This window comes from Amycolatopsis sp. Poz14 (assembly GCF_006704225.1).
Lineage (GTDB): Bacteria > Actinomycetota > Actinomycetes > Mycobacteriales > Pseudonocardiaceae > Amycolatopsis > Amycolatopsis nivea.
In genome coordinates this window covers 7,439,333-7,463,371 of the sequence record NZ_JACLHD010000001.1, presented here as the reverse complement: position 1 = coordinate 7,463,371, position 24,039 = coordinate 7,439,333, and the positions used below count along the sequence as shown (strand labels likewise).

21 protein-coding genes, 1 pseudogene and 1 riboswitch are annotated in these 24,039 nt (G+C 70.0%); of the genes and pseudogenes, 14 read left to right on the top strand and 8 right to left on the bottom strand.

The features are described from left to right. Positions 1-22 precede the first annotated feature (22 nt). On the top strand, positions 23-1,024 hold the full coding sequence (locus tag FKO37_RS34655) for a substrate-binding domain-containing protein (protein ID WP_238607259.1): 1,002 nt from the start codon (positions 23-25) through the stop codon (positions 1,022-1,024). 3 nt (positions 1,025-1,027) lie between these two features. After that, complete coding sequence (locus FKO37_RS34650; protein WP_134732894.1) at positions 1,028-2,434, top strand: L-fucose/L-arabinose isomerase family protein; 1,407 nt, start codon at positions 1,028-1,030, stop codon at positions 2,432-2,434. Between the two features lie 187 nt (positions 2,435-2,621). On the opposite strand, the gene FKO37_RS34645 is transcribed toward FKO37_RS34650, so the two are convergent. Genes FKO37_RS34645 through FKO37_RS34625 form a run of 5 tightly spaced genes read right to left on the bottom strand, consistent with a single transcriptional unit; the run spans position 2,622 to position 6,974 of the window. Further along, entirely contained in the window at positions 2,622-3,242 is a 621-nt protein-coding gene (locus FKO37_RS34645; RefSeq protein WP_238607258.1) for a nuclear transport factor 2 family protein, read from the bottom strand. Continuing rightward, complete coding sequence (locus tag FKO37_RS34640; RefSeq protein WP_238607257.1) at positions 3,223-4,509, bottom strand: nitrate/nitrite transporter; 1,287 nt, start codon at positions 4,507-4,509, stop codon at positions 3,223-3,225. The genes FKO37_RS34645 and FKO37_RS34640 overlap by 20 nt, the downstream gene beginning before the upstream one ends. A 32-nt stretch (positions 4,510-4,541) precedes the next feature. Further along, complete coding sequence (locus FKO37_RS34635; protein WP_238607256.1) at positions 4,542-5,387, bottom strand: sugar phosphate isomerase/epimerase; 846 nt, start codon at positions 5,385-5,387, stop codon at positions 4,542-4,544. Continuing rightward, complete coding sequence (locus FKO37_RS34630; protein WP_238607255.1) at positions 5,384-6,184, bottom strand: SDR family NAD(P)-dependent oxidoreductase; 801 nt, start codon at positions 6,182-6,184, stop codon at positions 5,384-5,386. The genes FKO37_RS34635 and FKO37_RS34630 overlap by 4 nt, the downstream gene beginning before the upstream one ends. 37 nt (positions 6,185-6,221) lie before the next feature. After that, positions 6,222-6,974: an alpha/beta fold hydrolase gene (locus FKO37_RS34625; RefSeq protein WP_238607254.1), complete on the bottom strand. Its 753-nt coding sequence runs from the start codon at positions 6,972-6,974 to the stop codon at positions 6,222-6,224. Between the two features lie 109 nt (positions 6,975-7,083). Here FKO37_RS34625 and FKO37_RS34620 point away from each other — a divergent pair, with 109 nt between their 5' ends. Next, complete coding sequence (locus FKO37_RS34620) at positions 7,084-7,989, top strand: LysR family transcriptional regulator (RefSeq protein WP_051729636.1); 906 nt, start codon at positions 7,084-7,086, stop codon at positions 7,987-7,989. A gap of 2 nt (positions 7,990-7,991) precedes the next feature. Here FKO37_RS34620 and FKO37_RS34615 read toward each other — a convergent pair whose 3' ends face one another. After that, positions 7,992-9,395 carry an MFS transporter gene (locus tag FKO37_RS34615; RefSeq protein WP_238607253.1) on the bottom strand — a complete coding sequence of 468 codons (1,404 nt, stop codon included), beginning with the start codon at positions 9,393-9,395 and terminating at the stop codon, positions 7,992-7,994. Continuing rightward, positions 9,392-10,261, bottom strand: a complete 870-nt coding sequence (locus FKO37_RS34610) for an alpha/beta fold hydrolase (protein WP_238607252.1) — start codon at positions 10,259-10,261, stop codon at positions 9,392-9,394. The genes FKO37_RS34615 and FKO37_RS34610 overlap by 4 nt, the downstream gene beginning before the upstream one ends. A 118-nt stretch (positions 10,262-10,379) precedes the next feature. Between FKO37_RS34610 and FKO37_RS34605 the strand changes: the two genes are divergently transcribed. The 10 genes and pseudogenes from FKO37_RS34605 to metH all read left to right on the top strand — a co-directional run bounded on the left by FKO37_RS34605 (position 10,380) and on the right by metH (position 22,916). Then, positions 10,380-11,315 carry a LysR family transcriptional regulator gene (locus tag FKO37_RS34605; protein WP_238607251.1) on the top strand — a complete coding sequence of 312 codons (936 nt, stop codon included), beginning with the start codon at positions 10,380-10,382 and terminating at the stop codon, positions 11,313-11,315. A 52-nt stretch (positions 11,316-11,367) separates the two neighbouring features. Continuing rightward, positions 11,368-12,240, top strand: coding sequence for an alpha/beta fold hydrolase (locus FKO37_RS34600; RefSeq protein WP_238607250.1), 873 nt, complete (start codon positions 11,368-11,370; stop codon positions 12,238-12,240). 490 nt (positions 12,241-12,730) lie between these two features. Further along, complete coding sequence (locus tag FKO37_RS34595; protein WP_037818751.1) at positions 12,731-13,144, top strand: SsgA family sporulation/cell division regulator; 414 nt, start codon at positions 12,731-12,733, stop codon at positions 13,142-13,144. Positions 13,145-13,924: 780 nt separating this feature from the next. Continuing rightward, positions 13,925-14,260, top strand: a complete 336-nt coding sequence (locus FKO37_RS34590) for an STAS domain-containing protein (protein WP_134663489.1) — start codon at positions 13,925-13,927, stop codon at positions 14,258-14,260. Positions 14,261-14,303: 43 nt separating this feature from the next. After that, positions 14,304-15,143, top strand: coding sequence for an aldo/keto reductase (locus FKO37_RS34585; protein WP_238607249.1), 840 nt, complete (start codon positions 14,304-14,306; stop codon positions 15,141-15,143). A gap of 31 nt (positions 15,144-15,174) precedes the next feature. Next, positions 15,175-16,182 carry a glycosyltransferase family 4 protein gene (locus FKO37_RS34580; RefSeq protein ID WP_374204423.1) on the top strand — a complete coding sequence of 336 codons (1,008 nt, stop codon included), beginning with the start codon at positions 15,175-15,177 and terminating at the stop codon, positions 16,180-16,182. Continuing rightward, a pseudogene (locus FKO37_RS34575) lies at positions 16,134-16,991 on the top strand (lysylphosphatidylglycerol synthase domain-containing protein); the annotation flags it as partial. The gene FKO37_RS34580 and the pseudogene FKO37_RS34575, both read left to right, overlap by 49 nt. 83 nt (positions 16,992-17,074) lie before the next feature. After that, the gene (locus FKO37_RS34570) at positions 17,075-18,565 is read left to right on the top strand and encodes a carboxylesterase family protein (RefSeq protein WP_308196563.1); all 1,491 of its coding nucleotides are present in this window, start codon (positions 17,075-17,077) and stop codon (positions 18,563-18,565) included. A 4-nt stretch (positions 18,566-18,569) separates the two neighbouring features. Beyond that, positions 18,570-19,172: a maleylpyruvate isomerase N-terminal domain-containing protein gene (locus FKO37_RS34565; protein WP_238607246.1), complete on the top strand. Its 603-nt coding sequence runs from the start codon at positions 18,570-18,572 to the stop codon at positions 19,170-19,172. 44 nt (positions 19,173-19,216) lie between these two features. After that, a riboswitch (S-adenosyl-L-homocysteine riboswitch) is annotated at positions 19,217-19,293 on the top strand. Positions 19,294-19,310: 17 nt separating this feature from the next. Further along, a complete protein-coding gene (gene metH / locus FKO37_RS34560) occupies positions 19,311-22,916 on the top strand; it encodes a methionine synthase (RefSeq protein WP_238607245.1) in 3,606 nt (1,201 codons plus the stop codon). Between the two features lie 112 nt (positions 22,917-23,028). Here the strand turns inward: metH and FKO37_RS34555 are convergent, their stop codons facing one another. Beyond that, positions 23,029-23,442 carry a MarR family winged helix-turn-helix transcriptional regulator gene (locus FKO37_RS34555; RefSeq protein WP_037818764.1) on the bottom strand — a complete coding sequence of 138 codons (414 nt, stop codon included), beginning with the start codon at positions 23,440-23,442 and terminating at the stop codon, positions 23,029-23,031. A gap of 59 nt (positions 23,443-23,501) precedes the next feature. On the opposite strand from FKO37_RS34555, the gene FKO37_RS34550 reads away from it, so the two are divergent. After that, on the top strand, positions 23,502-24,023 hold the full coding sequence (locus FKO37_RS34550; RefSeq protein WP_238607244.1) for a DUF6790 family protein: 522 nt from the start codon (positions 23,502-23,504) through the stop codon (positions 24,021-24,023). Positions 24,024-24,039 lie beyond the last annotated feature (16 nt).

Genomic DNA, 24,039 nt, shown 5'->3' with positions numbered 1-24,039 from the left:
GCGTCCGGGAAAAGGGGAGCAGATGTCCGGCATCATCCGCGGCGGGGCGGTCCTGGCGGGGCTGGCCCTCGTCGCCGCCTGCGGCACCACGCACGAGAACGCGCCGGGCGCGTCGTCCGGCGCTGCGCCGGCCGCGAAACAATGCCACGGCCCGAGCGGGAAATACAAAATCGGGATGAGCCAAGCGAATCTCGCCGAACCGTATCGCGTCCGGATGGACGACGACATCCGCAAGGCCGCGGCCGGCGTGCCGCAATTCAGCGTCAGTTACGCGGATGCCGCGCAGGACAACGCGAAACAGGTCGAGCAGGTCAATACGTTCCTGACCCAGGGCATCGACCTGCTGATCATCAGCCCGAACGAGGCGACGCCGCTGACTGGAGTCGTGAAGAAGGCTTACGACCAGGGGATCCCGGTGCTCGTGCTGGACCGGAAGGTGGACGGCGACGGGTACACGTCGTTCATCGGTGCGGACAATGTGGACATCGGCCGTCAGGCGGGCAAGTTCTTCGCCGAGAAATTGCTGCCACAGGGCGGGAAAGTCGTCGAACTGAAGGGTCTCGCCGGATCGACGCCCGCTAAGGAACGCAGCGACGGATTCAACCAGGGCATTACGGACCGCAATATCACCGTCGTGGGCAGCGCGGACGCGGATTGGTTGCGGGACAAGGGACAACAGCAGGCGGACGCGTTGCTGAAAGCGCATCCGGACGCGCAAGCGATGTTCTCCGAGAACGACCCGATGGCCGAGGGCGCGCGCATCGCCGCGCAGAACGCGGGCCGCGCGGACCTGCCGATCGTCGGCATCGACGGCCTCCCGGTGCCCGAAGGCGGCATCAAAGCGGTGGAGGCCGGACGCCTGTCAGCCACGTTCATCTACCCGACCGGCGGCAAGGAAGCCGTTGCGGCAGCGAAGAAACTGCTCGTCGACTGCCAGACCGTGCCCAAGACGCAGACCCTGCCCACCCGCCTGGTGACGCGCGACAACGCAGCCCAGGTGTACGCCGAACTGAACCGGAGCTGACCTATGGCGCGAATCGGTGTCCTCGCCGTCTCCGACGGGCGCGACCACGTGCACCGGCGGAACACCGGCTTCATCCGGTCCAAAGTGGACGAGTTCACCGCCGCCTTGACCGCGGCGGGCCACGACGTCGTCACCGGAGGGCTGGTAGCCACGAACACCACCGCGACCGCGGCCGCGCGCTCGGTCGCCGCGAGTTCGGTGGACGTGACGGTGCTGTACTACGCGGTGTGGGCGTTTCCACACTTCACCATGCTGGCCGCGGACGCGACCCCGGGCCCGCTGCTGCTCGTCGCGAGCACCGACCCGACCGAACCCGGGTTGGTCGGAATGCTCGCCGCAGGGGGAGCACTCGACCAGATCGGCCGCACGCACACCCGCCTGTGGGGCTCGCCGTCCGACCCGGAACTGATCGCCGAAGTCGGCGCACACGCGAGCGCCGCCGCTGCCGTCGGTTCGCTGCGCGGTTCGACCTTCGGCCGCTTCGGCGGACGGCCGATGGGTATGAACACCGCGGTGGCCAATACCGATCAGTGGATGCGCCAATTCGGCGTGGACGTCGAGGAAATCGACCAATACGAACTGGTCCGCCGCGCCGAATCCGGCCCTTCTTCCGCGGCTGTCGACGGCCGGAAATGGCTGGAACAACATGCCACCGTGCACTACGATGGAGATCGCCTCACCCCGGAGTTGCTGGAACGCCAACTGCGTCTTTACCTTGCCGTGCGCGATGTCGCTGCCGAACGCCACCTGGATTTCTCCGGGATCAAGGCACAACCGGAGCTGACCGAGCACTTCGCGACCGCCGATGTCGCCGAGGCGCTGCTCAACGATCCGTACGACTGGAACGGCCCCAAAGCCGTGCACGTCACCGCCACCGAAGCGGACATGGACGGTGCGCTGACCATGCAGCTGATGCACCGGATCACCGGGACGCCGGTGCTGTTTGCTGATGTCCGGCACTACCACCCGGACCGCGACGTGTGGGATCTGTGCAACTCCGGCCAGCACGCGACATGGTTCGCCGCGCGGAGCGAGGACCCGGCGGAGAATTTGGCGCGGGTGCACCTTTATCCGGAGGTGTTCTTCTTCCCCGCGGGCGGGGCTTCGGTGCAGCACATCGCCGCCCCCGGCCGGATGACCTTGGCGCGGTTGAGCCGGTTGGACGGGGAGTATCGGATGCAATTGGTGCTGGGGGAGTTCGAGAACTACGACGCGCGGACGACGGAGGAGCTGGTGTCGCGCTCGACGCCGGAGTGGCCGCACGCGTTCGCGCGTCTGGATGTGGCTTCGGAGACGTTTTTGTCGCGCTTCGGGGCGAACCACGTGCATGCGGTGCCGGGAGACCGCCGAAGGGAACTGCGTGCGGCGGCTCGGTTGATGGGGGTGCGGGTGGAGGAGTGGAGCCGGTGACCCTCTGCTCGACGGCTCGCTGAGGTTTCCCGGCAGCGAGTGCGCCGCGCTCGTGGGGCTGGCACTCGCTGGCGAGGTCCGTGAAGGGCTCCTTGAAGGAATCAGATTCCTTCAAGGAGCCCTTCACGGACCTTCAGCCGGAGAGCAACCGCCCAGCGCGGCTCGTCGGCCGGTGCTCCGCATGACTTCAGCGGAGCGGGATCCCAGGGGTGCCCGAACCCGCCAGCCAGTCGCCCCCTTCCCGGTACAGCGTCTCGACGGCGGCGCCGGTCAGGCCGGGGAGGCCCTCCCCCACGGTGAACCCGGCCTTCGTCTGGACGTAGCCGAGGTGCCGGTAGCCGATCGGAAAGCGGCCGAGCAAAGCCGGATCGAGGGACAGCGAAGCCGCCGGGTCGACGGCATCGAGGCGGTCCTTCTCGTAAATCGGCTGGCGACGCACGATCTTCCACTGCCGCTCGTGGACCGCGAGGAAGTCGTAGAACCGGCCGGTGCACACCACGTCCACGGGCACGCCGTCGACGTCCGCGCGCTGGTTGATGGTCATCTTCGTCTGGGCGACCGCGCGATCGCCGGAGATGTCGGCGGTGTGCCCGCCCAGGAAGTGCAGGATGCTCACCCCGTTCTCGAATCCCGTGCGGCTGGCGGCGATGAACTCGGACGCCGGGCCCTGGAACCAGGTCGCGCTCATCCAGCCCGTGCGGGGATGCCACACCGTGGCGAACCGTTCCCAGTCCCCCGCGTCTCGCCACAGGGCCCAGTTTTCCACCAGCGCGCGGATTTCGAGCCGGTCAGTGTCTGTTGTGGACAAGAGAGTTCCCTTCGGCGGAGACCGCTGTCTTGGCTTGTTCGCGGATCGGCAGGAGCAGGAATACCCCCAGCAACGGGCCGGCCGCCAGAACCGCGAGGGCGAGGAACAGCGAACCGGTGGCGCTGAACACCGCGCCCACCGCGACCGGCGCGAAGACGCCGCCGAGCTGCCAGGCGGTGTTGGCGAAACCGAAGGACCCGCCGACGAACCGCGGATCCGCGTACTGGGGCACGGTCGAGTTCGTGAGCACTGTATAGCCGTAGACGCCGAGCCCGAGGAACGGAGCGAGCACGAGCAGCATCGAGTAGCTCCGGACCAGCCCGAACACCGCCAGGATGAGCGCGAAGTACCCGCTGAGCACCATCAGATGCGTCTTGCGGGTGCCGCGGACGCGGTCGGACAGGAAGCCGACCAGCGGTTTGACCCCGATGGCCGTGGTGCTGACGACGACCATCACCAGCGCCGCCTTCCCGGCGGACAGGCCGAGCGCCTTGACCATCAGCGAATTGCCCCAGGCCAGGAACCCGAGGGTGGCCCATTGCATGCCGAGGCCGGCCGCCGCGAGCGACACCAGGTTGCGATTGGCGAACATCGCGCGCAGACCGAGCCGTCCGCCGCCCGGGGCCGGGGGTTCGCCGGCGGGTTCGACCGGGGACGGCGGATTGTTGCGCAGGAGGGCCCAGCACACCGCGCCGACGGCGACGGTCAGCGCGCCGAGGAGGTAGTAGACGCCGTTCCAGTGCAGGGCCGTCAGCAATTCCGGGATGGAGGCGTTCGCGATCACCCCGCCCAGCGCGGTCGACGTGATGTACAGGCCGAACGCGGTGCCGCGCTCGCGGGGCGGGAACCAGCGGCTGATCAGCTTGGTGAAGGACGCGACGTCGGCGCCGCTGACCAGCCCGATGAGGATCTGGATCGCGATTCCCACGCCGACGTTCTTGACGCTGCCGAACGCGAAGGTCAGCATTCCCGCGGTCACCAAGGAGATCCCGGCTGCCATCCGGCCGCCGATCAGGTCGGCGACGATGCCGCCGGGGATGTTGGTGACGACGTAGCCGATGGACAGCGCCGTGGCGAAGATCCCGAGCTGGGCCACGGAAAGTCCGAGGGAATGCGAAGCGTCGACGGCGACCACCGACCACGCGGTGCGGTTGATGTAGATGAGGGTGAAAGCCAGCCAGCAGCTGGCCAAGATCACCCAGCGGTAGCGGGAAACGGCCGGGTGCTCGGGCAGGGCTGTGCCTGCGGACGGCTCCGCGGTGTCCATGCGAGGACCTCCTTGTCCTGGATGGTGAGGTGTCAGTGCAGCAAGCCCCACTCGCGGAGCTGTGCCGCGTTGTGGCGCAAGGCGGCGCGCGGGGTGCGGTCGAGGCTCATGTCCTCCACGGACACCCAGCCGCGGTAGCCGTGCTCGTGAAGGAGTCCGAGGACGTGCGGGACGTCGACCTCGCCGTCTTCGAGCGGCGTCCACCCCGGCCGCCATGCCCCGCCCGGCGACCGGAAGTGCGCGGCGTTCTTCAGATGCACGTGCCCGAGGTGATCGCCGAGCAGGTCGAGCGCGATTTCGTGCGCCTCGTAGCCTTCGAAGACGAAATTCCCGACGTCGTAGATGACGCCGACGTGCGCCGGGTCGAACCGCGCGACCACCCGATGCGCCAAAGACGCGCTGGAGCAGATGGTGTTGTGGTGGATCTCCAGCAACGCCCGGACGCCGGTTTCCTTTGCCGTGGCCTCGACGTCGGCGAAGAACGCGACTGTTTCCGCGTAGAGGACGGAATACGGTTTGTTCGTGCGGGAGATTCTCGGTGCCTGCAACCGGATCTGTCCGGTGCCGGCGGCAGCGGCCATGTCGCAGGTCAGCCGGAGCGTGGCGATGTCGCCGACTTCGACGTAGGGCGCCAGGCCGACCACTTCGAGCCCCGCCGCGCGAGTTTCCGCCGCCGCGCTCTCCGCCGCCGCGACGTCGAGCGGGAGGGTGGACCGGTGGTCCACGAGGAACGGGTGCGCGGGCTGGGCATCCGGGATGCTGCCGGGACGCGGCTCGACGCGCCATTCGACGCCGCCGAACCCGGCCGCGGTGATTTCGGCGATCGATTCGCCGATGTCCAGGGTGGGCAACGAGATCGTCGCGACGCTGAACCTCATCGCCGCGAAGAGCGCTCGACGGCGAGCGGCGTCCGGGGGAGCGGGGCGAGCTGGGCGCCGCCGCAGACGTGCAGGACTTCGCCGGTGATGAAGGACGCGGCGGGCGAGGCGAGGAACGCGACGGCGTTCGCGACATCGCGGGGTTCGGCCATGCGCGGGAGCGGGGTGATCGCCTGGTACTGCTCCATCAGACGCCGCATTTGCTCCTCGTCGCGGTCGTAGCCGGTGAAGTCCGATTCGATGAAGCTGGGCGCCACGGCGTTGGCGGTGATGCGGTACTTCGCCAGTTCGGTGGCGAACGAGCGGGTCATGCCGACGAGGCCGGCCTTCATCGTCGTGTAGGCCACCGGGCCGCCGGAAACCCAGTTCCGCGAGGCGATGTTGACGATCGCCCCGCTGTTTTGCGCCTTGAAGAAACCGAGCGCGCGGCTCACCAGGATCGCCGGCGCGCGCAGGTTCACACCGCTCATCAGGTCCCAGTCGTCCGGGGCGAGTTCGGACAGGGTCGAACGGCGGTTCACCGCGGCGTTGTTGACGACGATGTCGATCCGGCCGAACCGGGCGCCTGTCTCGTCCACCAGCGACTCGATCGCCTCGACGGACCCGAGGTCGGCGGCGATGTCGACGGCGGGAGCGGCGAACCGCTCGCGGAACCCCGCGACGGTCGCGGCCGCCGCTTCCTTGTTCACGTCCGCCACCACGACGGCGACGCCGTCCTCGAGGAGTCGCGCGGCGATGGCGCTCCCCAGTTTTCCGGCCCCGCCGGTGACGATGGCGACGCGTTGCGGCTCGGCCATTCTCTTCTTTCCTTTCAGCGCGCGAAAAAGAACTCGGTCAGCGGATCCAGTCCGCGATGGCGGCCACGACCTCGCCGGGGTGCTCGTGGTGGGTCCAATGGCCGCCGGGAAGCACGTGGATCCGGGCGGCAGGAAGGATTTCCCGGGCGAGAGCGGCACGTTCTTCGTTCCGGTAGAACGCCAGGACCGGAACGGGGAACCCGGCGAAGAACCTGGCGGTCTCGGTCTGGAAATGCAGGGACTCCGGCGCGAAGGCGAAGTCGGCGAACAGATCGCGGATCGCTTCCGGCGTGGCCGAGACCGCCCCGCCGGCGCCCGGCAACGGGCTGGGCCCGGACTTCAGGAAATGCTCGGCCGCGACGGCGACGGGATCCTCCCGCCGGAGCCGCCCGGCCAGCGCCTCGATCCGGGCGCGGTCGTCGTCGGGGAGCCCGAACGCCGGATCGACGACGACCAGACCGGCGACGAGTTCCGGCTCCCGCCGGGCGAGGAAGGCGGCCGCCTCGCTGCCCGCGGAGTGCCCGACCAGCACGACGCGAGCGAGTCCGAGCCGCTCGAGCACGGCCCGGACGTCGGCTGCGACATCCGGAAGCCGCATGCCCTCGCCCGGCCGGGACTCGCCGTGCCCGCGCAGGTCGACGGCCACGACCGGAGCGAAGGCACGGAGACCGTCGAGGATCGGAGCCCAGTCCGAACGGGACCGGGCCCAGCCGTGCACGAGCACGAAGGAGAACGGCGCGGCGCCACCGGAAAACCGCTCGAAAGCCAGCTCGACGATCTTTGCGCTCATGGGGTCCTCCGGGGAGTGTCTTCGGTCCTCAGATCGTCAGCGGCCGTCGGTTATTTAGCAAATACCTGTTATTGGCCATCCTCATGCTCCGGAGGCATAGCATGTCCCCATGCTTGAGTTGCGTCAGCTCGACTACTTCCGCGCGGTGGCCGAATACGGCTCGATCTCGCGCGCCGCGGCCGCACTGCACCTCACTCAGCCCACGCTGAGCAGGCAGATCGCCCAGCTGGAGAAGAACCTCGGGCACCAGTTGCTGCGGCGCACGCCGGCTGGCACCACGCTGACCGTCGCGGGGGAAGGCCTGCGCGCGCACCTGCTGTCGATCTTCGAACTCGTCGACCGGGTCCCGGAAGTCCTCCAGACCGCCTCGGCCGGCGGGCGCCTCGTGCATCTCGGAGTGCCCTCGGGAGTTCCGCACGGCTGGATCGAGGACTACCTGGCGTCGGTCGCCGCCGAGGCGCCGGAGGTCCGGTTCGCCATCGTCGAGGCCACCAGCGAGGAACAGCGGCGGATGCTCAACAACGGACTGCTCGATCTGAGCTTGATGCACACCGAACCGCCCGAACTCCACGCGGAATTGCTGTTCCGGCAACGACTCGGCTGCGTCTTCCGCGAGGACGCGCTCCCGGCCGGCCGAACCGAAATCGACGTCACGGACCTCGCCGGCCTGCGCGTCATGGCGCATTCCTCCAAGGGCGAGGAAATCAGCCTCCGCACCGCCGCCGCGACCACCCGGACCGAAGTCGACTGGCTGTTTCGCGCCTTCTCCGAACACAGCGAACTGATCGCCACGAGTTCCCGCGTGGACGCGGTCCTCATCGGCAATGCCTCGGCGCGCAAATGGTTTCCCGGCTGGACCTGGGTCCCGCTCAGCGAACACCGGCCCGAACACTGGATGCGCACCTGGGCCGCCTGGGCCGGCACGGACCCGAAATACGGCGACCTGCTCCTGCACTGCCTGCGGGAAACCGCGCGGAAATACCGAGCCGACCCCACTTACCGCGCGCAGCCGTGAGTTCAGCAGATCGCCGAGCCGGTCCGGGCCGGTGCTTTTCGAGCCGCGCGGCCCGCCAGTCCGAAAGCGAAGGCGGCGGCCAACGCGAACACCGCGGCCTCGTAGGTCATCGCGTGCCACAACGCCTGGCCGGGGTTTCCGGCGGACGTCGCGTAGGCGATGCCCGCGAACGTGACGCCGAGGGTTCCGCCCAGTTGCTGTGCCGTCGGGAGCAGACCCGAGACCGAGGTCGCGGCTTCTGGGCGGGCTCTGGCGATGATCTGGGTGAACGCCGAAGCGGTGAACACGCCGAACCCGATGCCGCCGAGGCACAGCGCGAGCCAGTACAGCCACCGCAGGGCCGGGTCGCCGATGGTCGCCGGGACGACCAGCGACACCGATCCCATGGCCAGGGCGGACGACGCCAGAGCCCACGGGCCGAAGCGCCTGCCCAGCCTCTTCGCGATTCCGCTCCCGGCCAGTGCCCCGACGGCGTACGGGGTGATGCCGAACCCGGTCTGAAGCGGACTCCAGCCCTGCGCGCCCTGCAGATGCATCGACAGCAACAGCGTGAAGGACGGCACTCCGGCGTTGAACACCAGGACGATGCCCAGCCCCCATCGCGTCGCCGGTTCGGCCCATGCGGACGGATGGACGAGCGGTTCCGCCGCCCTGCGCTGGGAAATCGCGAAACCGGCCAGCAGCGTGGCAGCCAGCGCCAGGCTCAGCCACGTCCACCACGGCCAGCCGGCGTCCCGCCCCATTGTCAGGGGAAAGACCAGCAGGGCCAAGCCGAACAGGCTCAGCGCCGCCCCGGTCCGGTCGACGCGTGCCGTCGTGCGTTCGCCGTGGTCCGGCGGCAGCGCGGGGGAGAGCGCGAGGGCGGCGATGCCGACGGGAACGGTCAGCAGCATCGCCGCCCGCCAGCCGAGTCCGAGCGGGTCGAGCTGGATGAGCACGCCGCCGAGCACCGGGCCCGCGAGCGAAGCGGCCGCCATGGTCGCGCCGAACGCGCTCAACGCGGTGGCACGACGGCCCGGGGCCACCGCGGACTGGATGATCGACAGAATCTGCGGCGCCATCAGCCCGCTGCCGAAACCCTGCAGCAACCGTCCGGCGATCAGCACCCACGCTTCGGGCGCGGCGGCCGCCCCGACCGAGGCGAGAGTGAACAGCGCCATCCCGGCGACGAACATCCTCCGGTAGCCGTAGTTGTCGCCCAGCCGCGCGGAAACGATCAGCGAGCAGGCGTAGGCGAGGGTGTAGGCGGCGAGAACCAGTTGGCTCTCGCCTGCCCCGGCGCCCAGATCTCGCTGGACGTCGACCACGCCCACCTGCATGACCGTGACGCTGAACAGCTGCACGAACGTGCCGGACAGGATGATCGGCAGGAGAAGCCGCCGGGAGGGGGACCGCGTCGTGGTCATCGGGCGGACCGCTGCAGCGCGATGGCGGCGAACAGCGTCGCCAGCTCCTCCGGCCGGATCACGAACGGCGAATGGCCGCCCGGCAGGGAATGCACCTGGAACGGATTGTCCGGCGTCACCTGGTCGGCCTCGGCGATCATCAGATCCTGGGTCACCGGCGGCAGCGCGAGGTCGCCGGTCAACCGGAGGTAGGAGCGCGGGAGCCGTCCCCAGCGCTCCGCCGAGAGCGGAACTGGTGTGCCGTAGTGCGATAGCGGGTGATCCGGGTGCAGGAACTGCCGCCACGAGTCCGGGGCGTCCGCGGGCAGGTCGTTTAGGAACGCGCGCCGGATGACGTCAGTGACCGCCGGGTCGGGAGAAAGCGGATTGATCCGGATCGCGCCCAGTTCGGCCGGGTCGCCGACCGGCGGAATCTGGACGGCGCCGGCGTTCTCCTCGGCTTCGATGTAGTCGGAGAACCGCGGCCGGCCCGCGGGCACGAACGCGGACAGGTACACGAGGCGGTCGACCAGTTCGGGCGCCTGCTCCGCGGCGGCCGACACTACGGAACCCGCGGCGCTGTGCGCGACCAGCAGCACATTCCGGTAGCGGGTGCGGGCGCTGACCAGCGCTTCGAGCACGACATCGGTGCTGTCCTGCAAGGTGAGGTCGCTCAACGCCGATTTCTCGGCCGCGAGCCCCGGCTGGCCGGGCTGGAAGTACCCGCTGGGGACGGGCGCGCCGAGCCCGCTGCCGGGCAGGTCGACGGCGATGCTGGCCAGGCCGTGGCGGCTGAGCGCGCGCTGGGTCGGGCTCCAGTGCAGGGCGGCGTGCCAGGCACCGTGCACGAGCAGCAGGACGGTCTCGGACGAGGACGGACGGGTCATTCCAGGGCCCTTCGCAAGGGTTGATCACGGACCGCACCAGGTCACCGCAGCTCCACCCCGTTATCCATGCTCATATCTGACAGGATCCTTCGTCATACTTTCCGCGTATCGTGGCCGCGTGGAAGCCCGTCACCTTCGCTACGCTCTGGCGCTCGCCGAGCACCAGCATTTCGGCCGCGCCGCGGCGTCACTGGGCATCGCGCAGCCGCCGCTGTCGACCCAGATCGCCGCGCTCGAACGCGAGATCGGCGAGCGGCTGTTCGACCGCACCCCGCGCGGCGTTTTCCCCACCGCCGCGGGCAATGCCTTCCTCGCCAGGGCGGGCAGCGCGCTCGCCGAGATGAGACTCGCGCGCGTCGAGGCGGGCCGGGCCGCGCGCGGGGAGACCGGGCGGTTGCGGCTCGGGTTCATCGGGTCCGCGCTGCTCGACCCGCTGCCGGGCGTGCTCGGCCGGTTCCGGCGGGCCCGTCCGGACGTCCGGATGGTCCTCCAGGAACTGGACACGCCGACCGCGTCCGCGGCCCTGCTCGCCGGCGAACTGGATGTCGCGGTGGGGCGCGGCGGCCCTCGCGGAGCCGGGGCGGAGGACCTGGTGACGGTGCCCATCGGCGCGGATCATCTGGTCGCCGTGGTCTCGTCGGCGCACCCCTTCGCCGGGCAGCGGTCCGTCGAGGCCGGGCAGCTGGCGCGCGAGCCGCTCGTGGTCAGCGCGGACGCCGCCGGCTCTTACCTGCGACCGTTGTTCGAGCACGATCCCGCCGCCCTCGACGGGGCCGCGCTGGCGCGCGACGTGCACACGATCGCCGGGCTCGCCGCCTGCGGCGCGGGGGTCGGGCTCGGCCCGAACCGGATGCGCCTGATCGCTCGCGACGACATCCGGTTCTGCGACGTCGAGCCCCGCTTCCGGCTGCCGGATTTGCAGATGTCCTTCCGGGCCGCCGATTCCTCGCCGGTTCTCGCGGCGTTCCTCGCCGTGGTGCGGCAGAACTGCGCGGAGGTCGGCTCCCGGCTGGACGACCTGCTCGCCCGCCATCCGGCGCTGGGCGCCTCCTGACCGTCGCGTCCACTGTGGACGCGAGAAAACTCAACGACCGCAAAGGAGAACTATGCCGCGGGACACGCTCGAATCGGTGCGCCTCGACGACGTGGAACTGGCTTACCGCGTCGAAGGCGACGGGCCGGAGCTGCTCGTCCTGGTGCGCGGGTGGCCGCAGACGAACGCGTGCTGGCGGCACGTGATCGAGCCGCTCAGCCAGGGCCGCACCGTCGTCGCCCCGGATCTGCGCGGTTACGGCGCTTCGGGTCTCGCCCGGTCCGGGGACTACAGCAAACGGGCCGCCGCCGCGGACCTGAGCGGCCTGATCCATCACCTGGGGTTCGAGTCGGCGGCGGTGATCGGGCACGACCGCGGCGCGCGGGTCGCGCATCGTTGGGCGCTCGATCGCCCGGCGGAGGTCAAAGCGCTGGCGCTGCTGGACATTCTCCCCACACGGGTGGTCATGAACTCGTTCGACCGCGATTCGGCGAGCGCGATGTGGCACTGGTTCTTCCACCGGAACACGGAGCTGGCGGCGAAGCTGGTCGATGGGAACGTCGAGGCGTATCTCGGTCATTTCTTCGCCAGGGTGCGCGAATCCGGCACCGTCGACGAGGAAACCTTCCAGCACTACGTCGAGGCGTTCAGCGACCCGGCGCGGCTGCGGGCGTCCTTCGAGGACTACCGGACCGGCTTCACGGCCGACCTCGAACGCGACGAGGCGGATCACGCCGGCGGGCTGCGGGTGCGGGCCCCGCTGCTGCTCCTGTGGGGCGCCGAGGGCGGACTCGGCGGGCGCGACGTGGTGCGCGTCTGGCAGGACCATCACGCCGCTCCCGCCGCGGTCGCCGGTCATGCCGTCCCCGGCGGCCACTACGTTCCGGAAGAAGCGCCCGGCGAGGTCGTGGACGCCGTCGAGGCCTTTCTCGAGCGGGCGCGCTGACCTTCTCGAAGCTCCACACCCGACGAACTGCTGCTCGCTTGCGTCGCTGCCGACCTGTCCCTGCCCGGCCGCTTCCACTGCGGATTCGCTTTCCGGTCCGGCGCCGAGACCGGACTCTGCCGCCGCCACCGCCGCTGAGCGGCAACCGAGCCGCCGCTCACCATTGAATCGATTCGTCCCGGTGGTCGCCGATATTTCCGGAAGGCGGGCGACGATCTTTCCGCGCGCCCTCGGGCCGTCCGGTTCCACGATCGTGGCGGTCCGTTTCCGCAGGTCGAAGCAGCCCCGGTCCGGCGGGGGCGGCGGCGGGTGCGTTGCCCGATCCTGCTGTCAATGCTGCCCTTGCGTAGCCGACTGAGACGTAGATCTCCACCGTTGGGGTGAAATCTCCCCCGTCGGGCAGCTTAGGCTCTTACGGCGCGTTACTTATTGAGAAACATTCACTTCGGTCCGGACAGGTTCGCGACCGGGTAACGAAGGAGGCGCCGTCGTGGAAACCGAACCGCAGGTCGTCCGCGCGACGATCATCTTCGGGCTGCGCACGTTCGGGTCCGTCCCGCTGCCGGTGCGCGCCGATCTGGAATACGACCCGGCGGATCCGTTCGCGGTGTCGGTCGGCTACCACGCGGGCGGCGGAGTCGTGCGCTGGCTGTTCGGGCGGGACTTACTCGCCGACGGCCTGCTCGCCCCGGCCGGCGACGGAGACGTCCAGGTGCGTCCCGCCGCCGACGACAGCCGCGTGCTGGTGGAGCTGAACGCCCCCGACGGCTCCGCGGTGCTGGAGGCGGCGGCGAACGAACTCGCCGACTTCCTCGACCGCACCTACGACGAGGTCCCGGTCGGTTCCGAAGACCGTTGCTTCGACTTCGACGAGGAACTCGCGAAGCTCGCCCTGCGCGACTGACTGTCCATAGTGGACATCGGCCGCAGCGGCCGGAAGGCTCCCGGGCAGGAGAGATGACCTGCTGCGGGAGCGGGCGAGGCTTTGTCGCTGCGCTAATGCCTGCCGCGTCGAGGATTCGGCCCGAGGGTGGATAGGCCCATCGGCCAGCTCGGGTCCGGCGGGCTCGCCTCGCAATCATCACTGAAGCCGGGCCGAGTCGCCCCGCGAAGATCACCCAGGGCCCGGCGACCTCGTGTCGCAAGGATCAAGTGAAGCCGGGCGGGCTTGCGTGGCGAGGATCAACCGAAGTCCGGTGGGCTCGTGCCGCGAGGATCAGCTGAGGCCGGGCGCGCTCGCACTGCGAGGATCAGCTGAAGCCCGGCGGGCTCGAGCCGCGAGCACCAACTGAAGCCAGGCGGAGTCTGAAGCCCGGCGGAGCCGCATCCCAAGAACCGCCAGCCGCGGCGCGAGCGGCTAACCGCGAACGGCGAACCGCGAGCCGGGCATCCCCCGACCAGGTGCCCCCGCATGAACGGCCGATGAACGACCCCGTACCGTCGCCGCGAAACCGGCATCCCGCCAACAACCGCGCCAGTAGGACTTCTCCCCAGCGCACCCTGTCACCACTGCATCATCGTCAGCCCCCCGACCAGGCGGACTCGGCCGCCGCGTGAGTGAACCTCGTGGTGATCCGGGTTGACCGCACTGGGAGAACGCGTACGGTCGCCTGTGTTGGCTGTTGTCCAGAACCATACTGCGGTCAGCGCCCCAAGCAGGTCTCTGCGAAAGGAGCGCAAACCCATGACTCTCCACCTTCCCGGCGTCACCGCGCCGGTGGAACTGACCGTCCGCGCGACGAGGCGGGCGGACGCGATTCACCTCGCTCCGGTCGGGGACCTCGACGCGGCTACCGCGCATGTTTTCGAGGCGGCCGTCGCGCCGTTGGCCGGGCCGGTGGTCGTCGACCTGTCCGGTGTCGCGTTTCTGAGCTGCGCGGGCGTTCGCGCCCTGCTCGACGCGCACCAGCGGAACCCTCAGCTCACTGTCGTGGTCGGACCAGCGCACGCCGTCCGGCGGTGTCTTTCGGTGACCGGCGCCGATGAAATTCTGGGCGTCCGCGAGGCGGTCGCCGCCTGATCCAGCGAGTTTCACGACCGCCGCGCACGGGTAGGCCGCCGACATGACGATCGAGACGAACCGCGTTCCGCAGCTCGAACTCAACAACGGCGTCCGGATTCCGCAGTTCGGCCTGGGCGTCTTCCAGATCCCGCCGGAGGAAACGGCCGCGGCGGTGCGCGAAGCCCTGGAAGCCGGGTACCGGCACCTCGACACCGCGCAGATGTACCGCAACGAAGAAGGCGTCGGCGCGGGCATTCGCGATTCGGGCGTACCGCGCGAGGAAATCTTCGTCACCACAAAACTGGCGAACGACGCGCAGGGCCACGACAACGCGATCAACGCGCTGGAGGGCAGCCTGCAGCGGCTCGAACTGGACTACGTCGACCTCTACCTGATCCACTGGCCGCTGCCGAAACAGGACAGGTACGTCGCCACCTGGCACGGCTTCGAGGAACTGCTGCGCGCCGGGAAGGCCCGCGCGATCGGGGTGTCCAATTTCCAGATCCCGCACCTCGAACGGCTGGCCGCGGAGTCGGCGACGGTGCCCGCGGTCAACCAGATCGAGCTGCATCCCGCGCTGCAGCAACCGGAACTGCGCGCGTACCACGAGGCGCACGGCATCGTGACCGAGGCGTGGAGCCCGCTGGCGCAAGGCGAGGTCCTCGAAGATCCGCTGCTGGCCGAACTGGCCGAGAAACACGGCAAAACGCCCGCCCAGATCGTGCTGCGCTGGCACATCCAGCTCGGCAACGTCGTGTTCCCGAAGTCGTCGTCGCCGAAGCGGATGCGGGAGAACATCGACATCTTCGACTTCTCCCTGAGCGACGGCGACCTGGACGTCCTCAGCGGGCTCGACGAAGGCCGCCGGACGGGCTTCGACCCGGACACCTTCGAAGGCTGAACCGGATCGGCCGGCCGCCCGTGTAGGCAACGTGCGACTGTCCTGTTTCGTAGTGCCCGGCGACATCGAAGACCTCGGCGTGCCCAGCGGCGGCAACACCTACGACCGCCGCATGGCCGAGCAGCTGCGGCTGCCGCTGCGGCCGGTCGGCGGGACCTGGCCGGACGGCGACCGGCGTCAGCTGGACCAGGTCCTCGCCGAGGTGCCCGACGGCGCGAAAGTGCTGCTCGACGGCTTGATCGCGTGCGGAGTACCGGACGTCCTCGCCCGGCACGCGGACCGGATCAGCCTGGCCGTCCTCGTGCATCTGCCGCTGGCCGACGAAACCGGCCTGGACCCACAGCGCGCGGCCGACCTCGACGCCCGCGAACGGAAGACGCTCCACCTGGCGGGTCAGGTCGTCGTCACCAGCCCCGCCGCCGCCCGCGCCGTCGAGCAGCGGCACGGCCTCGCGACCGTCCACATCGCACCGCCGGGGACCGATCCGGCACCGCGGGCGACCGGGACCGACGGGGTGTCCCAGCTGATCTGTGTCGCCGCGGTGACCCCGCGCAAGGGCCAGGACATCCTCCTTAAAGCACTGTCCGAAGTAGACGGACTGAAGGTGGACGTTGTCGGCTCGCGCACCCGAAATCCCGCCTACGCCAACAGCTTGAGCCACCCTCGCGCCCACTTCACCGGCCCGCTCGCCGGAGAAGCGCTAGAGAACGCCTACGACCGCGCCGACCTGCTCGTCCTGCCTTCGCACGCCGAGACGTACGGCATGGTCGTCACGGAGGCGCTCGCGCGCGGAATCCCCGTGGTCGCCTCGGACGTCGGCGGCGTACCGGACGCGCTCGGCCGGGCACCGGACGGAGAGCTGCCAGGCATGCTCGTCCCGCCCGGCGACGAAACAGCGCTGGCGGACGCGCTCCGGAGCTGGCGCGACGACCCTGACCTGCGGAAACGACTCCGTGCTGCGGCTGTCGCGCGAGCGCGCACACTGGAGGGATGGGCCGAGGCAGCGGCCCGGTTGCGCGGAATCTTGGCGGTGGATTGATGCGGTGGCTGCGACTGCTGGCTGGGGCCGCGCTCATCGCCGCGTTGTGGTGGCGGCTCGGCACGGGAGCGTTCACCGGCGGCCTGCGGGCTCTGGGACCGGGACCGATCGCGATAGCCCTGGTCATCGGCGTCGTGACCACGCTCGCGAGCGCCGCGCGCTGGCGGCTGGTCGCGGCTCGGCTCGGCCTGCACCTGCCGTTCCGTGAAGCCGTCGGCGACTACTACGGCGCGCAATTCCTCAACGGCGTCCTCCCGGCCGGCGTGCTCGGCGACGTCCACCGCGCCGTCGAGCACGGACGCCGATCGGGCGACGTCGGCCGCGGGATCCGAGCAGTCGTGCTCGAACGCGCCGCCGGACAGACCCTGGTGGTGGTCGCCGGACTGGCCGTCGTGGTCTTCCGGCCGGAGCTGCTGCCGCGGCAGGTGCTGATCTGCCTGGGGATCGTGATCGTGGCGCTGGCCGTCGTCGCGGTGGCGATGCGGAAACGGCTGCGGCACGTCTGGGCGGCCGACATCCGGACCGGCGTGCTCGAAGCGTGGCCCGGCGTCACCGGCTGGTCTCTGCTGGCGGCGGCCGGGCATCTGACGCTGTTCGTGGTCGCCGCCCGCGCGGCCGGGGCGACCGCGCCGTTGACCGTCCTGCTGCCGCTGCTCGTGCTCGCGTTGCTGGCGATGGGGATGCCGCTGAACGTCGGCGGATTCGGCCCGCGCGAAGGCACCGCGGCGGTTTCGTTCGCCGCCGCCGGACTGGGCGCGGAACAGGGCGTGACGGTCGCGGTCGGCTACGGCGTGCTCGGTCTGGTCTCGACGCTGCCCGGCGGGGCGGTTCTCGCGCTCCGCCGGATGATCCGGCGGCCGGGCCCGGACGCCCGGCCGGTATCGTCCGGCCGGTGGCGGCGGCTTTTCGGGGGATTCGGCGACGGTGGTTCGCGGCGCTGGCCGTCGTCCCCGTTCTGGCCGCGTCGGCCTGCGCGTCTTCGGTCGCGGCGATCACCCGGGCAGGCGACGTCGTGCACACCGCAGCCGGCGCTGTCCGCGGCAGTGTCGCTCCCGATCACCGGCTCTTCCAAGGCATCCCGTACGCGGCCGCACCTGTCGGCGAGCGGCGCTGGCAGCCGCCCGCCCCGGTCGAGCCCTGGACGGGGGAGCGCGACGCCACGAAACCAGGGCCCCGCTGTCCGCAGGCCACCGACGGAGCCGTGACCAGCGAAGACTGCCTCTATCTGAACGTCTGGACGCCGCCGACCGGAGAGACCGGACGGCCGGTCCTGGTCTGGCTGCACGGCGGCGCGTTCCTCAGCGGCGGCGGCGACCGCTACGGCGCCGCCCGGCTGGTCGACCGCGGCGACGCGGTGGTCGTCACGCTCAACTACCGGCTCGGCGCGCTCGGCTTCCTCGCCGACCCGTCGCTGGGCCCGGAGCCCGGGAACTACGGCTTCCTCGACCAGCAGCAGGCGCTCCTGTGGGTGCGCGACAACATCGCGTCCTTCGGCGGCGACCCGAACCAGGTGACGATCGCGGGGGAGTCCGCGGGCGGGATGTCGGTGTGCGACCACCTCGTCGCCCCCGGCTCGCGCGGGCTGTTCCGCGCCGCGATCATCCAAAGTGGACCGTGCCAGGCGCAGGCGACGCTGCCCGCAGCCGAAAGCAAGAGCATCGAGTACGCCGCCGCGCGCGGCTGCACCGACCGCCGGACCGCCGCGAAGTGCCTGCGGGAGCTGCCGGTCGGGAAACTCCGGACCGCACCGGCGTACGGCTCGATCGCGGGCATCGAGATGCCGGGACCGGTCACCGGCGGTTCGGTGCTGCCCGGGAAGGTGCCCGCGACTCCGGTGCCGGTCATGCTGGGCACGACGCACGACGAGTTCACGTACTTCCTCGCCGAACAGGCCGCGGCCGGTCGCGAAGTCACGCGGCACGGCTACCCGCAAGCGCTTGCCAACGTCTTCCCGCACGCCGACGCGGTCGCTCGCGAGTACCCGGCGGATGCGTTCAGCGGCAACGCATCGCTGGCGTACGCGGCGGCTGTCACCGACTGGGCGTTCGCCTGCCCGTCCGCGCGGCTCGCCAGTTCGCTGCCCAGCGTGTCGACCTACGAGTTCAACGACCCGACCTCGCCGGCGGCGGCCGCGTTGCGCGCGCCGTTCCCGCTCGGGGCCACGCACACCGCGGAGCTGCCATACCTGTTCGATTTCGCCGAGCAGCCAACGACATTCACCCCGGCGCAGCAACGGCTCGCGGACCGGATGGTCGACGACTGGACTGCGTTCGTCCGCGGCGGCCCGACCGGGCAGGCGGTCGCGTACCGGCCGGGCGGCGCGCAGCCGCTGACCGGATTCGCGAAAGATCACCACTGCGGGTTCTGGGCTTCTCTACGCTGACCGGATGACCGTCCGCGCCGAAGACCTCGACGATGCCCTCACCTGCGTGTCCGCTGCTCTCGAGCCCGTCACCGGCGGCGGCTGGACACGCCCGGCAGGCGATCTCGAGTGGAATTGCCGCTACACCGCGGAGCACCTCGGCGACACGCTCCTGTCCTACGCCGCGCAGGTCGTGAGCCGCCCGGCCGACCGCTACGTGCGCTTCCTCGCCAAAACCGACGCCGACGCGTCCCCGGCCGAACTGCTCGAATTCGCTCTCACCGGCGGGCGTTTGCTCGCCGCCGCGGTCCGGAGCAGCCGACCGGACGAGCGCGCCTACCACCCGACCGGCCGCTCGGATCCGGCCGGTTTCGCCGCGATGGGCTGCGTGGAACTGCTGCTGCACGGCGACGACATCGCGCAGGGCCTCGGCGTCGCGATCGACCCGCCGCGCGGCACCTGCGCCCGCGTCGTCGCGCGGCTTTTCCCCGAGCAGGAGCCGATTCCCGACGCTTGGGACGCGCTGCGCTGGTGCGCCGGGCGGATCGCCCTGCCCGGGCGGCCCCGCCGGACCGGCTGGAAGTGGCGGGGCAGCCCGCTCGAGGACCGCTCGAATCCCGAGGAGTGAACACACCTGCCCGGGGGCTGGTCACATCCGGTAGTCTTGACCACCAGGTCGAGAGGCGCTGCAACGGACCGGTGGTCCGCCACGCTCGGCCGGTACCACCATCCAAGGGCGCCTCCGTGAACTCATGCGGAGGTGGCGATGACCCAGAACCTGCGGAACCTGCTCGACCAGCGCGTCGTCGTGCTCGACGGGGCCTGGGGCACGATGCTGCAGGGGGCCGGTCTCGCTCCCGAGGACTACCGGGCGGACTGGCTCGAGGGCCACGAGAAGGACGTCACCGGCGACCCGGACCTGCTGAACCTCACGCGGCCGGACGTCGTGCTCGACGTGCACCGCCAGTACCTCGCCGCGGGCGCGGACATCACCACCACCAACACGTTCACCGCCACCAGCATCGGCCAGGCCGACTACGGCCTCCAGGACCGGGTGCGCGAGATGAACCTGCGCGCCGCGGAACTCGCGCGCCAGGCCGCCGACGAGTTCGGCGACCGCTTCGTGGCCGGGTCGATCGGCCCGCTCAACGTCACGCTGTCGCTGTCGCCGCGCGTCGAGGACCCGGCGTTCCGCGCGGTCACCTACGAAGAGGTCAAGGCCTCCTACGCCGAGCAGATCAAGGCGCTCGCCGACGGCGGCGTCGACCTGCTGATGATCGAGACCATCTTCGACACCCTCAACTGCAAGGCCGCGATCACCGCGGCCCGCGAGGTCGCGCCGCACCTGCCGCTGTGGATCTCGGTGACCATCGTCGACCTGTCCGGGCGCACGCTGTCCGGCCAGACCGTCGAGGCGTTCTGGACCTCCGTCGCGCACGCGCGCCCGATGGTCGTCGGCGTCAACTGTTCGCTCGGCGCCGCGGAAATGCGCCCGCACGTGGAGGAACTGTCGAAGCTCGCCGACACCTACACCGCGTGCCACCCGAACGCGGGCCTGCCCAACGCGTTCGGCGGCTACGACCAGACGCCCGAGGAAACCGGCGGCATGCTCGGCGAGTTCGCCGGGGCCGGGATGGTCAACATCGTCGGCGGCTGCTGCGGCACCTCGCCCGCGCACATCGCGAAGATCGCCGAGGCCGTCAAGGGCCTGCCGCCGCGGCCGGTGCCCGCGCACGAGTCGAGCACGCGGTTCTCCGGGCTCGAACCGTTCAAGATCGGCGCGGACACCGGGTTCGTGATGATCGGCGAGCGCACCAACGTCACCGGCTCGGCGAAGTTCCGCAGGCTGATCGAGGCGGGCGACCACCAGGCGGCGGTGGACGTCGCGCTGGAGCAGGTCCGCGGCGGCGCGAACCTGCTCGACGTCAACTTCGACGCCGACCTGCTCGAATCCGAGCAGGAGATGACGACGTTCCTCAACCTCATCGCCACCGAGCCCGAGGTCGCGCGCATCCCGGTGATGATCGACAGCTCGCGCTGGAGCGTGCTGGAGGCCGGGCTCCGCTGCGTGCAGGGCAAGGGCGTGGTCAACTCGATCAGCCTCAAGGAGGGCGAGGGCCCGTTCCTGGAGCAGGCGCGGCGCATCCACGACTACGGCGCCGGCGTCGTGGTGATGGCCTTCGACGAGAAGGGCCAGGCCGACACGGTCGAGCGCAAGGTCGAAATCTGTTCCCGTGCTTACGATCTGCTCACCCGCGAGGCCGGTTTCGCGGGCGAGGACATCATTTTCGACCCGAACGTGCTCGCCGTCGCCACCGGCATCAGCGAGCACAACGGCTACGCGAAGGCGTTCATCGAGGCGCTGCCGCTGATCAAGGAACGCTGTCCGGGCGCACACACCTCCGGCGGCATCTCGAACCTGTCGTTCTCCTTCCGCGGCAACAACGTCGTGCGCGAGGCGATGCACTCGGCGTTCCTGTTCCACGCCGTGCGCGCCGGGCTCGACATGGGCATCGTCAATGCCGGCCAGCTCGCGGTGTACGAGGACATCCCGAAGGACCTGCTGGAACTCGTCGAGGACGTCCTGTTCGACCGCCGCGAGGACGCCACCGACCGGCTCGTGGAATTCGCCGAGACGGTCAAGGGCAGCGGGACCAAGCGCGTGGTCGACCTGTCCTGGCGGGAAAACCCGGTGGCGGAACGGCTTTCGCACGCGCTGGTGCACGGCATCGTGGACTTCATCGAGGACGACACCGAGGAAGCCCGGCAGGAGTTCGACCGGCCGCTCGAGGTCATCGAAGGCCCGCTGATGGACGGCATGAAGATCGTCGGCGACCTGTTCGGCTCCGGGAAGATGTTCCTGCCGCAGGTCGTGAAGAGCGCGCGGGTGATGAAGCGGTCGGTGGCCTATCTCGAGCCGTACATGGAGGCGGAGAAGGCCAAAATGGAGGCCGAGGGCCGCTTCGAGACCACCCGCGGCCAGGGCAAGGTCGTGCTCGCCACGGTGAAGGGCGACGTGCACGACATCGGCAAGAACATCGTCGGCGTCGTGCTGGGCTGCAACAACTACGAGGTGATCGACCTCGGCGTGATGGTGCCCGCGGCGCAGATCCTCGACACCGCGGTCGCCGAGCACGCGGACGTCGTCGGGCTGTCCGGGCTGATCACGCCGTCGCTGGACGAGATGGTGTCGGTCGCGCAGGAAATGCAGCGGCGCGGGCTGAAGCTGCCGCTGCTGATCGGCGGTGCCACCACGTCGAAGCAGCACACCGCGGTCAAGATCGCCCCGGCGTACGACCACACGACGGTGCACGTGCTCGACGCGTCGCGAGTGGTCGGCGTGGTGTCCGACCTGCTAGACACCGACCGCGCGGACGCGCTGGACACCGCCAACCGCGCGGAGCAGCAGCGGCTGCGGATCCAGCACGAAAACCGGCACTCGACGCCGATGCTCACTCTTCAGCAAGCCCGCGCCAACGCCGAGAAGGTGTCGTTCGACGAGATCCCGACGCCGGAGTTCACCGGCGTGCGCGTGGTCGAGCCGTCGATTCCCGAGCTGCGCGAGATGATCGACTGGCAGTTCCTGTTCCTGGCCTGGGAACTCAAGGGCAAGTACCCGGCGATCCTCGACCAGCCGGTCGCGCGCGAGCTGTTCGACGACGCGAACCAGCTGCTGGACGAGATCATCGAGAACGGCTCGTTCACCGCGCGCGGCGCGTACGCGTTCTGGCCCGCGCATTCCGAGGGCGACGACATCCTGCTCGACGGCGAGTACTCGGACTGGAAGTTCCCGATGCTGCGCCAGCAGACGCAGAAGCCGGACGGCCGCGCGAACCGGTGCCTCGCCGACTACATCGCCCCCGTCGGTTCCGGCGACCACCTGGGCGGGTTCGCGGTCGGGATCCACGGCGCGGAGGACCTGGCGGCCCGCTATGAAGCCGAACACGACGACTACCGGGCGATCATGGTGAAGGCGCTGGCCGACCGGCTGGCCGAGGCGTTCGCCGAGTACCTGCACCTGGAAGCCCGCCGCCGCTGGTTCGAGCCGGACGTGCAGCCGGACCTCGCGGACCTGCACGCGGAACGCTTCCGCGGCATCCGCCCGGCGCTCGGCTACCCGGCGAGCCCGGACCACAGCGAGAAGAAGGACCTGTTCGAGCTGCTGGGCGCCGACGAGCTGGGGATCGGGCTGACCGAGTCGTACGCGATGACCCCGGCCGCCGCGGTGAGCGGGCTGATCTTCGCGCACCCGGAATCGCGGTACTTCACGGTCGGCCGCCTGGGCCGCGACCAGATGGAAGACTACGCGGCCCGGCGCGGCGAGGAACTGTCCGAAGTGGAACGGTGGCTGCGGCCCAATCTGGCTTACTGAGCCGCGTTTCGCCGTGGCCCTTGGGTGACGGGCGTCGAGGTGCGTGAGGGGATCTGATTCGCTCAGGGTTCCCCTCACGGCATCTCTGAAAGCGGCCGTTCCCGGAGATGCTTCAGGACAGCAGTTCGGCGAGCCGCTCGGTGTCGCGCAGGTACTGCTCGTACGGAAAACCCGCCTTCAGCAAGGCCTCCCGGAACTCGTCCCGGAGCGGTTTCCCGGTGTCGTGGAAGGCTCTGCGGCCCGCGTCGGTGAGCGTGACCAGCCGTCGTCGCGCGTGGTCGGGGTCTTGGCGCACCTGGACGAGCCCGGCTGATTCCAGCGGGCGCAGCGCGCGGCTGATCGCCGGGTCGGACACCGACATCGCCTGCGCGAGCTGATGCTGCGTCGCGGGTTCGATGTCGTCCACTGTGCCCAGCAGGCGCAGCTGGCTGTAGGTCAGCCCGGCTGAGTCGTCCGCGCGTTTCCGCGCGGCTTCTCCCAGCAGGTACACCACTCGATGAAGCGCTTCGGCAAGTCCGTCGTCCACGGGAGCGAGCCTACCAGGAGTGTTGACGGGTTAATATTAACTATGCAAGAATCATCGGCATGGAGATCCCTTACGTCGCTCAGACCCTGTTCCCCCTGATCTGGCCGCTGATCGCGGTCGCCGGCGCGCTGATCCGCACCCGGAAGAGCCCTTCGCCGCAGGCCAGGCTCGAAACCTGGCAGCGGTGGTGGGCCGTCGCCGCGCTCGGCTGCGGCAGCCTCTGGATGGTCTTGGCCTTCCTCGGCATGCCGGGCGTGATGGCCGACACGATCGGGTTCGCCCGCTCGCCGTTCCAGTTCGAGATCGCGTTCGCCAACCTCGGGCTCGCGGTGATGGGCTTCCGCGCCGCCTCGTCGTCGGCCACCGCCCGGGAGCGCATCACCGTCGGCCTCGGCGCAGGGATGTTCCTGTGGGGCGCGCTGATCGGCCACGTGTACCAGTGGTTCGCCAACGGCGACCACGCGCCGGGCAACACCGGCGGCGTCCTGGTCTGCGACCTGCTGTTCCCGGCGGTGCTGATCGTCCTCGCCGTCCGCTCGAAGCGACTGGCCGCGGCTGTCCAAAAGCCTGCACTGGTCTAGCCGACCTGCACGTCGT